Source organism: Pseudomonas sp. GL_091 (assembly GCF_057837725.1).
The window spans coordinates 6,546,365-6,560,309 of sequence record NZ_CM174451.1 but is presented as its reverse complement, the minus strand read 5'-3'; the positions used below and the strand labels follow the sequence as shown (position 1 = coordinate 6,560,309).

Here is a 13,945-nt window from a genome sequence, read left to right as displayed (position 1 = left end):
CGTTATGGCTCGGGGGAATGTTTCGAGTGTAGACGGCTACAGGGAGGAGGGGGGAAGCGGGGAGATTTAATCTGTACAAAGCAAAACCCCCGGCCTGGGCCGGGGGTTCTGTGATCACTCGTCGAGGAAGGAGCGCAGATGCTCGCTTCTCGTCGGGTGGCGCAGCTTGCGCAGCGCCTTGGCTTCGATCTGACGAATCCGTTCACGGGTCACGTCGAACTGCTTACCAACCTCTTCAAGGGTGTGGTCGGTATTCATGTCGATACCGAAGCGCATGCGCAGTACCTTGGCTTCACGGGCAGTGAGGCCGGACAGCACTTCGCGAGTCGCTTCTTTAAGGCTCTCAACGGTTGCAACATCGATTGGCGACTGCATGGTCGAGTCTTCGATGAAGTCACCCAGGTGGGAGTCTTCGTCATCACCGATCGGGGTTTCCATGGAGATCGGCTCTTTAGCGATCTTCAATACCTTGCGGATCTTGTCCTCAGGCATTTCCATGCGTTCGCCCAGCTCTTCCGGGGTCGGTTCGCGACCCATTTCCTGCAACATCTGGCGGGAAATACGGTTGAGCTTGTTGATCGTCTCGATCATGTGCACCGGAATACGGATGGTGCGGGCCTGGTCGGCGATCGAGCGAGTGATCGCCTGACGGATCCACCAGGTGGCATAAGTCGAGAACTTGTAACCGCGACGGTATTCGAACTTGTCTACCGCTTTCATCAAGCCGATGTTGCCTTCCTGGATCAGATCGAGGAATTGCAAGCCACGGTTGGTGTACTTCTTGGCGATCGAGATCACCAGACGCAAGTTCGCTTCGACCATCTCTTTCTTCGCGCGGCGGGCCTTGGCCTCACCGATCGACATGCGACGGTTGATGTCCTTGATCTCGGCGATCGTCAAACCGGTCTCGGTTTCCAGCGCGGTCAGCTTCTGCTGGCAACGGATGATGTCCGGTTGCAGGCGACCAATGGCTTCAGCGTATTTGCTTTTGCCTTTGGCCAGAGCGTCGCTCCAGCTTTCGTCGACTTCGTTGCCCGGGAACTGGCGCAGGAAGTCGGCACGCGGCATACGTGCATCACGAACGCACAGCTGCATGATTGCGCGCTCTTGCTGACGCAGGCGGTCCAGGGCACTGCGAACACGCTCGACCAGGCCTTCGAATTGCTTCGGCACCAGTTTGATCGGCATGAACAGCTCGGCCAGGGCCAACAGCTCGGCAATTGTTGCCTTGTTGTTGCGACCGTGCTTTTTCAGCGCCTTGCGGGTGATTTCCATCTGATCGGCAACAGCGCCGAAACGCTGGGCAGCGATGATCGGATCCGGACCGCTTTCGGCTTCTTCTTCGTCATCGGAAGATTCGGCTTCATCGTCGTCGGAGTCGTCATCCGCTTTCACGGCTTTCGCGTCGATCGGCGGCGGCACTTCTGCCGCAGGCGGTGCGATGCCGTCGTCCGGGTCGATATAACCGCTCAGGACGTCAGACAGGCGACCACCTTCGGTGGTGACGCGGGTGTACTCGGAGAGAATATGATCAACCGTGCCAGGGAAGTGCGCGATTGCGCTCATCACTTCACGGATGCCCTCTTCAATACGCTTGGCGATTTCGATTTCGCCTTCACGTGTGAGGAGCTCCACCGTACCCATTTCGCGCATGTACATGCGCACCGGATCGGTAGTGCGACCAATGTCGGTCTCGACCGCAGCCAACGCTGCAGCGGCCTCTTCGGCTGCGGCTTCGTCGGTATCGGCGTCGGCCAGCATAAGGGAATCCTTATCTGGCGCAACCTCGAATACGTTGATCCCCATGTCATTGATCATGCGGATGATGTCTTCCACCTGTTCCGGATCTGAAATATCCTCCGGCAGGTGGTCGTTGACCTCCGCGTAAGTCAGGTAGCCCTGCTCACGACCAAGTGTGATCAACTCTTTGATACGAGACTGCTGTTGCGCTTTTCCGGACATAACACCCTATCCACTGAAGGTCTTGGCGGGCAAAAAACAAGCCGAGGATTATACCTGAGCTATGACCTCACGCGCCAGTTGAGGTCGGGTTTGTTGCGGAAACATTGCGACTCAAGAGATCGCGCAGTTGGTTTTTCTCTTCGCTGGTCAATTCGCTTTGACGCGCTTTTCGCAGAAGTTGTTCCAGGTTTCGCTCGCGTTGGCGGGCTGACAAGCTAGTAATGGTGTCGAAAAACTGTTGTTCAAGGTTATCTCCATCAATCAGCCATTCCTTTTCGGCCAGCGCTCTGAGCAAACGGCCTTGTTCTGTGCCGTGCCAACGCGCAATCAGTTGAATTGAGTTTAGCTTGGGATTCTTCTGCACGGCTTCGAGCAGCGCCACCAGCAATTGTGTGTTGGTGTGATCTTCGGCGGCGAAGTGCCCGGCATCCTCGACTTTTTCCGCCAGTTGCGGGTGATGCAGCAACGTGCGCAAGGCGGCGAGGGTCGGCGGTTCTACGGCGGCGGGCACCCGTGGCGCGCGGGGTTGATCGCGATCACCGCCCCGTTTGCCATTCTTGTCCCACGGTTTCTTGTCCCATTTCTTGCCTCCTGCACCGGGTTTCTTCGGCGTCCATTCCTGCTGCGGCACATACATTTCCTGTGCCTGCGGCTGATGATAGTCGCTGTAATCGGGCATCGCGTCGTAATCGATGCCCGGGTCGTAGGCCGGCGGTGCTTCTTGCGGGGCGTTTTGTGCCAGTTGGCTCACCGCTTCGCCGCTCAGGCCGGTGATTTCGCTCAGGCGTTGACGCATCAGGGTGCGCAGGTTGGCGCCCGGGACTTTGTCGATCAACGGTGCGGCGAGGGTGGCCATGTGGGCTTTGCCCTCAAGCGAGCGCGGGTCGGCTTCTTCCGTCAGTTGCTGGAAGAAGTAGTCGGCCAGGGGCTGCGCGTGCTGGTTGATCCGTGCGCGGAAGGCATCGGTGCCTTCGGAGCGGACCAGGGTGTCCGGGTCCTCGCCTTCGGGCAGGAACAGAAAGCGTGCACGACGACCGTCCTGCAGGCTCGAAAGTGTCGCCTCCAGCGCCCGCCATGCCGCATTGCGGCCGGCCTGATCGCCATCGAAGCAGAACAGCACGCTGGGCACGACGCGAAACAGCCGCTTGAGGTGTTCCTCGCTAGTAGCGGTGCCCAGGGTCGCGACGGCGTTGCGCAGGCCTTGCTGGGCCAGGGCAATGACGTCCATGTAACCCTCGACGACGATGATCTCGTCGAGGTTGCGGTTGGTCTTGCGCGCTTCGTACAGGCCGTAGAGTTCCTGGCCTTTATGGAAAACCGGGGTTTCCGGGGAGTTCAGGTACTTCGGCTTGTCGTCGCCCAATACCCGGCCACCGAAGGCGATGACGCGCCCGCGACTGTCGCGGATCGGGAACATCACGCGGTCGCGGAAGCGGTCGTAACGTTTACCGCTTTCAGCGTTTTCGATCAGCAGGCCGGCATCGATCATGGCTTTTTGTTGCAGGGTATCGCTGCTCAAGTGCTTGAACAGGTTGTCCCAGCCAGGCGGAGCAAAACCCAGGCCGAAGTCCCGGGCGATTTCGCCGGTCAGCCCGCGACCTTTCAGGTAATCCACGGCGGCCTTGCGCGATGGATGGCTTTTCAGGGCCTGGCGATAAAAGTCGGCAGCGGCGCTGAGTAGCGGGTACAGCGGTGAATCGGTCGGCTGTCGCGGTTTGTGCGGGCGGCCGCTTTCTTCGCGGGGTATTTCCATGCCAGCGGCTTTGGCCAGTTCTTCGACGGCCTGGACGAAATCCAGGTTGTCGTGGTCCATGATGAAGCCGAGGGCGTTGCCGCCAGCGCCGCAGCCGAAGCAGTAATAGAACTGCTTGTCGGGGCTGACGCTGAACGACGGAGTCTTTTCCTTGTGGAACGGGCAGCAGGCGGTGTGGTTCTTGCCGGCCTTTTTCAATTGCAGGCGCGAGCTGACCACATCGACGATGTCGGTGCGGTTCAGAAGGTCGTCAATGAAGCTCTGGGGAATTAGCCCGGCCATGGCGTTCTCGTCATCTGCGCTGAAAGGAACCCGAAACGTGCGGCGATCGAACGCGGTCATTGTTTGAGGCGCGCAAAGTGTGCGGCTCGACCAGTGTCGTCTGCGTAATCGCTGTCGGGAAGTGTATCTGCCGAAAATCCACTGACGTTAATGCCAATCAGTATTCGACTGTTTGAATGTGTTGCGCTGAATCCGCTGCGGCCAATCATAGGCCCCGGATAGCTCATCATCTGGCACGCAAGCAGGTGCCTTGGGCTGATCGTCGTGAGAGGAATCAGTGGGTGTGCTCGTCAGTAGCCTTGAAAGGCTCGTCAGAAAAGACGTGCACCGCTGGCAAAAGAGCCAGGTCTGACGCGGTGAAGCAGATTTGTCTCGGTCGCGTCTGCGGCTTTGACAGTGAAGCATCAAGCGTTTTACGCAAATGCCATAAGCCCGGCTGAGGGCCGGGCTTGGCAGAAGCTTGCTACGATCGTCTGTGTATTAGTACAGACGAACGGCGCGGCGCTGTTCGCGCTGAACTTTCTTGGCGTGACGCTTAACAGCGGCTGCTGCTTTGCGCTTACGCTCAGAAGTTGGCTTCTCGTAAAATTCGCGGCTACGAACTTCAGCCAGTACACCGGCTTTTTCGCAGGAGCGCTTGAAACGACGCAGAGCTACGTCGAAGGGTTCGTTCTCTTTTACTTTGACGGCTGGCATCCAGAGCTACCTTCATTCATTACCGGGGTCAACATCCTCGCGGCAAAAGAGCACTTGAAGACGTCGGTTTTTAAGGGTTGCGGATGTTAACCCCTCATCGCTCGGAATGCAAAGCCTCTGATCGAAAACCGCTGGTCGGGGCATCACGCGACGACTATTATGCGCGCCTTCGAATTCAGCCTAAACAAGGCGCAAACCCATGCTAGTACTGGGATTAGAAACCTCCTGCGACGAAACTGGTGTCGCATTATATGACAGTGAACGCGGCCTGCTGGCCGACGCGCTGTTCAGTCAGATCGACCTGCATCGCGCCTATGGTGGCGTGGTGCCGGAGCTGGCTTCGCGCGATCACGTCAAACGCATGCTGCCCTTGATTCGTCAGGTGTTGGCCGAGGCCGATTGTGTGCCGACCGAGATCGATGCGATCGCCTACACCGCGGGTCCTGGCCTGGTCGGTGCCTTGTTGGTAGGGGCTTCCTGTGCTCAGGCGCTGGCCTTTGCCTGGGGCATTCCGGCCCTTGGCGTGCATCACATGGAAGGCCATTTGCTGGCGCCGATGCTGGAGCCGCAACCGCCGGAATTTCCGTTCGTCGCTTTGTTGGTGTCGGGTGGTCATACGCAACTGGTTCAGGTCGACGGAATTGGTCAGTACACGCTTCTGGGCGAGACCCTGGATGACGCCGCTGGCGAGGCCTTCGACAAGACGGCCAAGATGATGGGTCTCAATTATCCGGGCGGACCGGAGATCGCTCGCCTTGCAGAACAGGGCGTTGCAGGACGTTTCGTCTTCCCGCGTCCGATGTGTGACCGCCCGGGCCTGGATTTCAGCTTCAGTGGCCTGAAAACCTTTGCGTTGAACACCTGGCAACAGTGTGTCAACGCCGGGGACGACGGCGAGCAAGCCCGTTGCGACATCGCGCTGGCATTCCAGCAGGCCGTGGTGGAGACTTTGACCATCAAGTGCAAGCGTGCCCTGAAGGCCGCCGGCATGAAGCGCCTGGTGATTGCAGGGGGCGTCAGTGCCAACAAGGCGTTGCGCACTTCGCTGGAGAAAATGCTCGGCGACATGAAGGGTGATGTGTTTTATGCCCGTCCGCAGTTTTGCACCGATAACGGCGCGATGATCGCCTTTGCCGGCTGCCAGCGCTTGCAGGCCGGTCAGCAGGAAAGCCTGGCGATCAGCGTGCAGGCACGCTGGCCGATGGAGCAGTTGTCGGCGCTGTGATGAGCGGTGTTTATGCCTGGCCTTTAAAAATGCCGTTCGCGCCCGGCAAACAGGTCGCGTAGATTGCCGCGATGACGCCAGACGATCAGCCCGGTGAGCGCGCTCATGGGCAGCAGGGCGGCCGGTTCTTGCCAGGCTAGCAAAGGCAGGGTCAGTGGTGTGGCGATGAGGGCGGCCAGGGAGCTGGTGCGGGTCAGGTAGAACGTCAAGAGCCAGGCGCAGACCGCCAGAAGGGCAGCGGGCGGGTATAGTCCCAGCAACATGCCGGCAGCGGTGGCGACACCCTTGCCGCCGCGAAAGCGAAAGTACAATGGAAACAGATGGCCGATGACGGCATAGACGCCGATCCAGGCCTGTTCCTGCTGCGAAAGACCCGCAAGACGCGCAATCAGTACCGGCAGCAGGCCTTTGCAAAGGTCGCCGAGCAGGGTCAGGATGGCGAGTTTCTTGCCGGCCAGGCGCAACATGTTGGTGGCACCGGCATTGCCCGAGCCACTCATTCGCGGATCGGGGTTACCGGTCAGGCGGCTGAGCAAAATGGCAAAGGACAGAGAGCCGAGCAGGTAGGCGAGGATCGCCAATAACCAAAACATGCTAACTATTCCGGGCGAGGAAGCCCTGATTCTAACGGCGCATTGCGCCCTTGTCGTGTAGCGGAGAGAAGTGCTTGGACAGAGTGTTTATCGAGGGCCTGGAAGTCGACACGGTGATTGGTGCCTACGACTGGGAGCGAGGCATCCGACAGTGCTTGCGTCTTGATCTGAGCTTCGCCTGGGATAATCGCCCGGCCGCAGCCGGTGATGACCTGACCCTGGCGCTCGACTACGCCAGTGTTTCCTCGCGCATCCAGGCGTTTGCCGAGCATTCCCAGTATCAACTGGTGGAAACCTTTGCCGAGCGCCTGGTTGAAGTGCTGATGAGCGAATTCAAGATCACCTGGATGCGCCTGAAGCTGACCAAGCCCGGCGCCGTCCCGGCGGCCACCGGCGGTGTGGGCGTGGAGATCGAGCGCGGATGTCGCTGACTCAGGTGTACCTCGGGCTCGGTAGCAATATCGAGCGTGAAGCCCATTTGCGGGCGGGGCTCGATGCATTGGCGGCGTTCCTTGTCGATATCCGCTGTTCGGCGGTGTTCGAAAGTCAGCCGGTGGGTATCAAGAGCGGGCCGTTCTTCAATTTCGTGGTGTCGGCGTATACCGATCTGCCACTGATGGAGCTTGATCGTCGATTGAAGTTCATCGAGGCGGATAACGGTCGTTACGCACCGGATCGCCGAGGTTTGCCGCTGGATATCGACGTGTTGTTGTTCGGTGACCTGGTGGGCAACTTCGATGGCTTGATCTTGCCGCGGGCAGAAATTCTGAAAAATGCCTTTGTGTTGTGGCCGTTGTCGCTGATTGCGCCGGATCGAGTGCACCCGGGTGTGGGTAAAAGTTTTGCCACCTTGTGGGCGGAATCGCAGATCAATCAAGTGCTGGCGCCGGTGGCTTTCGAATGGCGCGGTGAGCAACTGACACCTTCAGATTTGATGTGATCCGACTGACGCCTTCGCGAGCAGGCTCGCTCCCACGGGTTTGGCGTAAACCTGTGGGAGCGAGCCTGCTCGCGAAGCTTTTCAGATCGACGCGGTCTCTTTGTAGGCTTTCAAGGCTTTGAGCCGCTCGCGCTTGATCTCCTCCCCCAACTCCGGCCCCTTGAAGCCTTTCTCCAGCAACGGCTGAACCGCCACGCTACGGGCAGCGGTTGCCGCGCCGCGCAAATAATCCGCCTGTGGATAACTTCTTTCTTCCAGCCCTTTGCGCCCGCGCGCATCCATCTCGCATGCCGCGATGAACTCCTCGAACCGCTGTGGGCGACGGTAAATGTCGAAGCTTTGCAGCAAGTCCAGCAATGTCGATGGCTTCAGCTCAAGGGCGCGATGCCCGTGGGTGTGATACTCGCCCACCAGCAGAGCCAGTTCCTGGCAGTCTCTCGGGGCCTTGAAGCGTTCATTGACCGCTTTGATCAGCTTCAGGCCTTTGAACTCATGGGCAATGTGTCGCGGCCATTCTTCCTTTGGCGTCAGGCCTTTGCCCAGGTCATGCAGCAGGCACGCCCAACGCACGGTCAGCGGCTGTTTGTGCCGCGCCGCTTGCTGCAACACGCTCAAGGTATGTGCGCCTGTATCGATTTCCGGGTGGTGGGCTGGTGGTTGCGGTACGCCAAATAGCGCATCGACCTCCGGCATCAGCACCTTGAGTGCGCCGCATGCGCGCAAAACCTCAACAAACACTTGTGGCTGATCTTCCATCAGGGCGCGGGAAATTTCCTTCCAGCTGCGCTCCGGGGTCAGTGCTTCAAGTTCGCCTGACTCGCTGAGTTGGCGCATCAGCGCCAGGGTTTCCGGGGCAACGGTAAAACCCAGTGTCGCGTAGCGCGCCGCGAAGCGGGCAACACGCAGGACCCTGAGCGGATCTTCGGCAAATGCCGGGGAAACATGGCGAAGCAGGCGCGCTTCGAGATCGCGCTGGCCGTGGTACGGGTCGGTCAGGTTCTGCTGATCGTCTTCGGCCATGGCATTGATGGTCAGGTCGCGACGGATCAGGTCTTCTTCGAGGGTGACTTCAGGGCTGGCGTGAAAAGTGAACCCGCCGTAACCGCGCCCGCTTTTGCGCTCGGTGCGGGCGAGGGCGTATTCCTCACCGCTTTTTGGATGAAGGAACACCGGGAAATCCGCGCCCACCGGGCGAAAGCCCTTGGCGAGCATTTCTTCGGTAGTGGCGCCGACCACGACCCAGTCGATATCGGTAACCGGTTTGCCCAGCAGGCGATCACGTACCGCCCCGCCGACTTTATAAATCCGCATAAAAAACCTCCGTTAGCTCGACAGGATAACCGTTGCATCGAGCTTTCGGAGGCACAAACCGGATCAAAGATGGATGACGGCCAGGTCCAGGCGGCCGTAATCGCCTTCGCTGTGCTCGCTCCTGGGCGGCACATGATGGGTTTTCATGACCTGATCGCCTTGCAGGGTTTCCAGGTGGATGTCGAAGCCCCAGAGGCGGTGCAGGTGTTTGAGCACTTCTTCGGTCGAGTCCCCCAGCGGTTTGCGGTCGTGCTGTTGGTGGCGCAGGGTCAGGGAGCGGTCACCACGCCGGTCGATGCTGTAGATCTGCACGTTGGGCTCGCGATTACCCAGGTTGTACTGTGCCGCGAGGGTTTCACGGATGATGCGGTAGCCTCCTTCGTCGTGAATGGCGGGCACCAGCAGGTCGTCCTTCTGGTCGTCATCGAGAATGCTGAACAGCTTCAGGTCGCGGATCACCTTGGGCGACAGGTACTGCAGGATGAAGCTCTCATCCTTGAAGCTGCTCATGGCGAACTTGATGGCTGCCAGCCAGTCGGTACCGGCAATGTCCGGGAACCAACGACGATCTTCTTCCGTAGGCTCTTCGCACATGCGACGGATGTCGCGGTACATGGCAAACCCCAGGGCGTAGGGGTTGATGCCGCTGTAGTAAGGGCTATCGAAACCAGGCTGGAACACCACGCTGGTGTGGGACGTCAGGAACTCCATCATGAAGCCGTCGGTGACCAGGCCCTCGTCGTACAGGTCGTTCATAAGAGTGTAGTGCCAGAACGTGGCCCAACCTTCATTCATCACCTGGGTCTGGCGCTGTGGATAAAAATACTGGGCGATCTTGCGCACGATACGCACGATTTCCCGCTGCCAAGGTTCCAGCAATGGCGCATGTTTTTCGATGAAGTACAGGATGTTTTCCTGAGGTTCGGCGGGGAAACGTGCGTTGTCCTTGTCGCTGTACTTGTCCGCGCCTTTTGGAATGGTGCGCCACAGGTCATTGATCTGTTTCTGCAAATGCTCTTCCCGGTCCTTTTGCCGGCGACGTTCTTCCTCCGCGGAAATCGGATAAGGGCGTTTGTAGCGGTCGACACCATAGTTCATCAGCGCATGGCAGGAGTCGAGCAGGTCCTCGACCGCGTCGATACCGTGGCGCTCTTCGCACTGCATGATGTACTGCTTGGCAAACACCAGGTAGTCGATGATCGAGCTGGCGTCGGTCCAGGTGCGGAACAGGTAGTTGCCTTTGAAAAAGCTGTTGTGCCCATAGCAGGCATGGGCCACCACCAGTGCCTGCATGCAGATGGTGTTTTCTTCCATCAGGTAGGCGATGCAGGGGTCGGAGTTGATCACGATCTCGTACGCCAGCCCCATCTGGCCGCGAGTGTAGGATTTTTCAGTACTGAGGAAATGCTTGCCGTAGGACCAGTGGTGATAACCCAGCGGCATACCCACCGAGGCGTAGGCGTCCATCATCTGTTCGGCGGTGATCACTTCGATCTGGTTGGGGTACGTATCGAGTGCGTAGCCGGCCGCAATACGACTGATTTCGCGGTCGTAGGCCTGGATCAGCTCGAACGTCCATTCGGAGCCGGTGGAAATGGGTTGGCGTTTCTGCTCTTTGGCGGTCATGTCACTAACCTGCGCTGGAAGAGTTCACGGAAGACCGGATAGATATCCCCGGCCGAGACCAGTTGTTGCTGGGCAAACGTGTCGGAAAAGGCTTCGGCGATGCGCTCGTACTCGAACCACAGGGCCTGGTGTTCGCGCGGGGTGATCTCAACGTAAGTGTAGTACTGCACGAATGGCATGATCTGGTTGATCAGGATGTCGCGGCAGATCGGAGAGTCGTCGTTCCAGTTGTCACCGTCGGAGGCCTGGGCGGCATAGATGTTCCACTCGTTGCTCGGATAACGCTCGGCCATGATCTCCTGCATCAGTTTCAGGGCGCTGGAGACGATGGTGCCGCCGGTTTCCCGGGAGTAGAAAAATTCCTCTTCATCCACTTCGCGGGCGCTGGTGTGGTGGCGGATGAACACGACATCGATCTTTTCGTAGTTACGCTTGAGAAACAGGTACAGCAGGATAAAGAAGCGCTTGGCGATGTCCTTGGTCGCCTGGGTCATCGAGCCGGACACGTCCATCAGGCAGAACATCACGGCCTTGGAACTGGGGTTGGGTTGCTTGATGAGCAGGTTGTACTTGAGGTCGAATGTGTCGAGAAACGGTATGCGGTGAATGCGCGCGCTGAGTTTTTCGATTTCTGCTTCGATTTCCTGAATATCGCCGAAGTTGTCCGGTTCTTCCTGCTTGAGTCGCAGAAGTTCCTCTTTGGCTTCGCGCAGTTTTGCCCGGCTGCTGCCGGACAGGGCGATTCGCCGGGCGTGGGCTGAACGCAGGGTGCGGATGATGTTGATCCGCGACGGGTTGCCCTCGTTGCTGATCCCGGCCCGCACGGTCTTGAAGGTGTCGGTGCCGGTCAGGTTGCGTTTGACCAGGTTGGGCAGTTCGAGGTCCTCGAACATGAATTCGAGAAATTCTTCCTGGGTGATCTGAAAGACGAATTCGTCCATCCCTTCGCCGGAATTGCCAGCCTTGCCGGGGCCTCTGCCGCCACCGCCTCCCGGTGGACGGGCGATATGTTCGCCGCTGGTGAATTCCTTGTTGCCCGGGTGCACGACCGTCTGCTTGCCACCGCGACCATGGTGAAGCACCGGCTCGTCGATGTCGCGACCGGGAATGCTGATTTGTTCGCCGTGTTCCATATCGGTAATGGAGCGCCGGCTGACCGCCTCTTCGACAGCCTTTTTGATGTGATCACGGTAGCGCCGCAGAAACCGCTGGCGGTTCACCGTGCTCTTGTTCTTGCCATTGAGACGTCGGTCGATCACATAGCTCATGACTGCTCCTTAGAAGCTGTCCTGAAAGGGGCGAGCGGTGATACAGCATCGAACCGAGAGCCGAGGGATATTGAACGCTCCCCCAAGCGCTTTGGATGCTGCCTGAACTCGCTACCGACTTTCGAACACCTTCCAGAGGCTTGTGTAACAGAAAATGCATACACAGGCCTCTGGCTGACGACAACCGGTCTGACCGGCAGCGGGTTATTGTGATTTTCTGACCCGCAGGTACCACTCGGACAGCAGTCGTACCTGTTTGTCGGTGTAGCCCCGCTCGACCATCCGTGTGACGAAGTCGTTGTGTTTCTGCTGGTCCTCTTTGCTGGCCTTGGCATTGAAGCTGATGACTGGCAGCAGGTCCTCGGTGTTGGAGAACATTTTCTTCTCGATAACCACCCGCAGTTTTTCGTAGCTGAGCCAGGTTGGGTTCTTGCCGTTGTTGTTGGCCCGGGCGCGCAGTACGAAGTTGACGATTTCGTTGCGGAAGTCCTTCGGATTGCTGATGCCGGCCGGTTTTTCGATTTTCTCCAGTTCTTCGTTCAACGCTACGCGGTTGAGGATCTCGCCGGTTTCCGGGTCGCGGTATTCCTGGTCCTGGATCCAGAAGTCGGCGTACAGCACATAACGATCGAAGATGTTCTGGCCGTACTCGCTGTAGGACTCGAGGTAGGCAGTCTGGATCTCCTTGCCGATGAATTCGATGTAGCGCGGTGCCAAGTACTCCTTGAGGAAGCGCAGATAACGTTCGCGGGTCTCGGCCTGGAACTGTTCCTGCTCGATCTGTTGTTCCAGCACGTAGAGCAAATGCACCGGGTTGGCGGCGATTTCGTGCGGATCGAAGTTGAACACCTTCGACAGGATCTTGAACGCGAACCGGGTTGAGAGACCGTTCATACCTTCGTCGACGCCCGCATTGTCGCGGTATTCCTGGATCGACTTGGCTTTCGGATCGGTGTCCTTGAGGTTCTCGCCGTCGTACACGCGCATCTTCGAGTAGATGTTGGAGTTTTCCGGCTCCTTGAGGCGTGAGAGCACGGTGAACTGGGCCAGCATCTTCAGGGTATCCGGCGCGCAATGCGCCTTGGCCAGCGAACTGTTGAACAGCAGCTTGTCGTAGATCTTCACTTCGTCACTGACCCGTAGGCAGTACGGCACTTTGACGATGTAGATCCGGTCGATGAAGGCTTCGTTGTTCTTGTTGTTGCGGAAGGTGTGCCACTCCGATTCGTTGGAGTGGGCCAGCAGGATCCCGGTGAACGGAATCGCGCCGAGGCCTTCGGTACTGTTGTAGTTGCCTTCCTGGGTGGCGGTCAGCAGTGGGTGCAGCACCTTGATCGGTGCCTTGAACATTTCGACGAATTCCATCAGGCCCTGGTTGGACCGGCACAGTGCACCCGAGTAGCTGTAGGCATCGGCATCGTTCTGTGGGAATTCTTCCAGTTTGCGGATATCGACCTTACCCACCAGTGCCGAGATGTCCTGGTTGTTTTCATCGCCCGGTTCGGTCTTGGCCACGGCGATCTGGTTGAGGATCGACGGATAGAGTTTGACCACGCGGAACTGGCTGATGTCGCCGCCGAATTCGGCCAGGCGTTTGGTGGCCCATGGCGACATGATGGTGTTGAGGTAGCGCCGTGGAATGCCGAAGTCTTCCTCGAGGATCGCGCCATCTTCGGTGGCGTTGAACAGACCCAGGGGGGATTCGAAAACCGGCGAGCCCTTGATTGCATAGAAGGGCACTTTTTCCATCAGTTGTTTGAGTTTTTCGGCCAGGGACGATTTACCGCCACCGACGGGGCCGAGCAGGTAGAGAATCTGTTTCTTTTCTTCCAGACCCTGAGCGGCGTGGCGGAAATACGACACGATCTGGTCGATGCATTCTTCCATCCCGTGGAAGTCTTCAAAGGCCGGATAGCGGCGGATCACCTTGTTGGAGAAGATGCGCGACAGTCTCGAGTTGGTCGAGGTGTCGAGCAGCTCCGGTTCTCCGATGGCCAGCAGCAGACGCTCGGCGGCGGAAACGTAGGCGCTGCGGTCCTTTTTGCACAGCTCCAGGTACTCTTGCAGAGAGAGTTCTTCCTGGCGTGTGGACTCGAAGCGTTGTTGGAAGTGGCTAAAGATACTCATGACGTCACCTCGCTCGATACGTGGAGCCGACGCCGGATCACTCAGTCGATGCTGGCAGCAACCGAACAGGCGGTTGCTGTTTACCCCCCAGAACTCCCTCAAGGCTTACCGCCCCGAAAGCTACTCCCGATGACCCGTGCGCCGGTGTACCGGCTCTCCCCT

11 protein-coding genes are annotated in these 13,945 nt (G+C 58.6%); 3 read left to right on the top strand and 8 right to left on the bottom strand.

What is annotated here, in order from left to right:
- Nucleotides 1-114: 114 nt before the first annotated feature.
- The 3 genes from rpoD to rpsU form a co-directional block, all read right to left on the bottom strand.
- Nucleotides 115-1,962, bottom strand: a complete 1,848-nt coding sequence (rpoD, locus tag AC3ITY_RS29960) for an RNA polymerase sigma factor RpoD (RefSeq protein ID WP_489306481.1) — start codon at nucleotides 1,960-1,962, stop codon at nucleotides 115-117.
- A 67-nt stretch (nucleotides 1,963-2,029) separates the two neighbouring features.
- Nucleotides 2,030-3,997 carry a DNA primase gene (dnaG, locus tag AC3ITY_RS29955; protein WP_489306479.1) on the bottom strand — a complete coding sequence of 656 codons (1,968 nt, stop codon included), beginning with the start codon at nucleotides 3,995-3,997 and terminating at the stop codon, nucleotides 2,030-2,032.
- A 480-nt stretch (nucleotides 3,998-4,477) separates the two neighbouring features.
- Nucleotides 4,478-4,693, bottom strand: coding sequence for a 30S ribosomal protein S21 (rpsU, locus tag AC3ITY_RS29950; RefSeq protein ID WP_002551877.1), 216 nt, complete (start codon nucleotides 4,691-4,693; stop codon nucleotides 4,478-4,480).
- A gap of 199 nt (nucleotides 4,694-4,892) precedes the next feature.
- Between rpsU and tsaD the strand changes: the two genes are divergently transcribed.
- Entirely contained in the window at nucleotides 4,893-5,918 is a 1,026-nt protein-coding gene (tsaD, locus tag AC3ITY_RS29945) for a tRNA (adenosine(37)-N6)-threonylcarbamoyltransferase complex transferase subunit TsaD (RefSeq protein ID WP_489306478.1), read from the top strand.
- A gap of 23 nt (nucleotides 5,919-5,941) precedes the next feature.
- Here the strand turns inward: tsaD and plsY are convergent, their stop codons facing one another.
- Nucleotides 5,942-6,511, bottom strand: coding sequence for a glycerol-3-phosphate 1-O-acyltransferase PlsY (gene plsY, locus AC3ITY_RS29940; protein ID WP_008051600.1), 570 nt, complete (start codon nucleotides 6,509-6,511; stop codon nucleotides 5,942-5,944).
- 74 nt (nucleotides 6,512-6,585) lie between these two features.
- Between plsY and folB the strand changes: the two genes are divergently transcribed.
- Together folB and folK are read left to right on the top strand one after the other, a co-directional pair.
- Nucleotides 6,586-6,942, top strand: coding sequence for a dihydroneopterin aldolase (gene folB, locus AC3ITY_RS29935; RefSeq protein WP_489306476.1), 357 nt, complete (start codon nucleotides 6,586-6,588; stop codon nucleotides 6,940-6,942).
- Nucleotides 6,933-7,451 (top strand): 2-amino-4-hydroxy-6-hydroxymethyldihydropteridine diphosphokinase, encoded by a 519-nt coding sequence (gene folK / locus AC3ITY_RS29930; protein ID WP_489306474.1) that lies wholly within the window; start codon nucleotides 6,933-6,935, stop codon nucleotides 7,449-7,451. Before folB ends, folK begins: the two co-directional genes overlap by 10 nt.
- Before the next feature lie 81 nt (nucleotides 7,452-7,532).
- On the opposite strand, the gene AC3ITY_RS29925 is transcribed toward folK, so the two are convergent.
- The 4 genes from AC3ITY_RS29925 to AC3ITY_RS29910 form a co-directional block, all read right to left on the bottom strand.
- Nucleotides 7,533-8,762, bottom strand: coding sequence for a multifunctional CCA addition/repair protein (locus tag AC3ITY_RS29925; RefSeq protein ID WP_489306473.1), 1,230 nt, complete (start codon nucleotides 8,760-8,762; stop codon nucleotides 7,533-7,535).
- 63 nt (nucleotides 8,763-8,825) lie between these two features.
- The gene (locus AC3ITY_RS29920) at nucleotides 8,826-10,388 is read right to left on the bottom strand and encodes a SpoVR family protein (protein ID WP_057713067.1); all 1,563 of its coding nucleotides are present in this window, start codon (nucleotides 10,386-10,388) and stop codon (nucleotides 8,826-8,828) included.
- Nucleotides 10,385-11,656 (bottom strand): YeaH/YhbH family protein, encoded by a 1,272-nt coding sequence (locus AC3ITY_RS29915; RefSeq protein WP_007993202.1) that lies wholly within the window; start codon nucleotides 11,654-11,656, stop codon nucleotides 10,385-10,387. Before AC3ITY_RS29915 ends, AC3ITY_RS29920 begins: the two co-directional genes overlap by 4 nt.
- 204 nt (nucleotides 11,657-11,860) lie before the next feature.
- Nucleotides 11,861-13,783, bottom strand: coding sequence for a PrkA family serine protein kinase (locus AC3ITY_RS29910; protein WP_218431083.1), 1,923 nt, complete (start codon nucleotides 13,781-13,783; stop codon nucleotides 11,861-11,863).
- Between the last annotated feature and the right edge of the window lie 162 nt (nucleotides 13,784-13,945).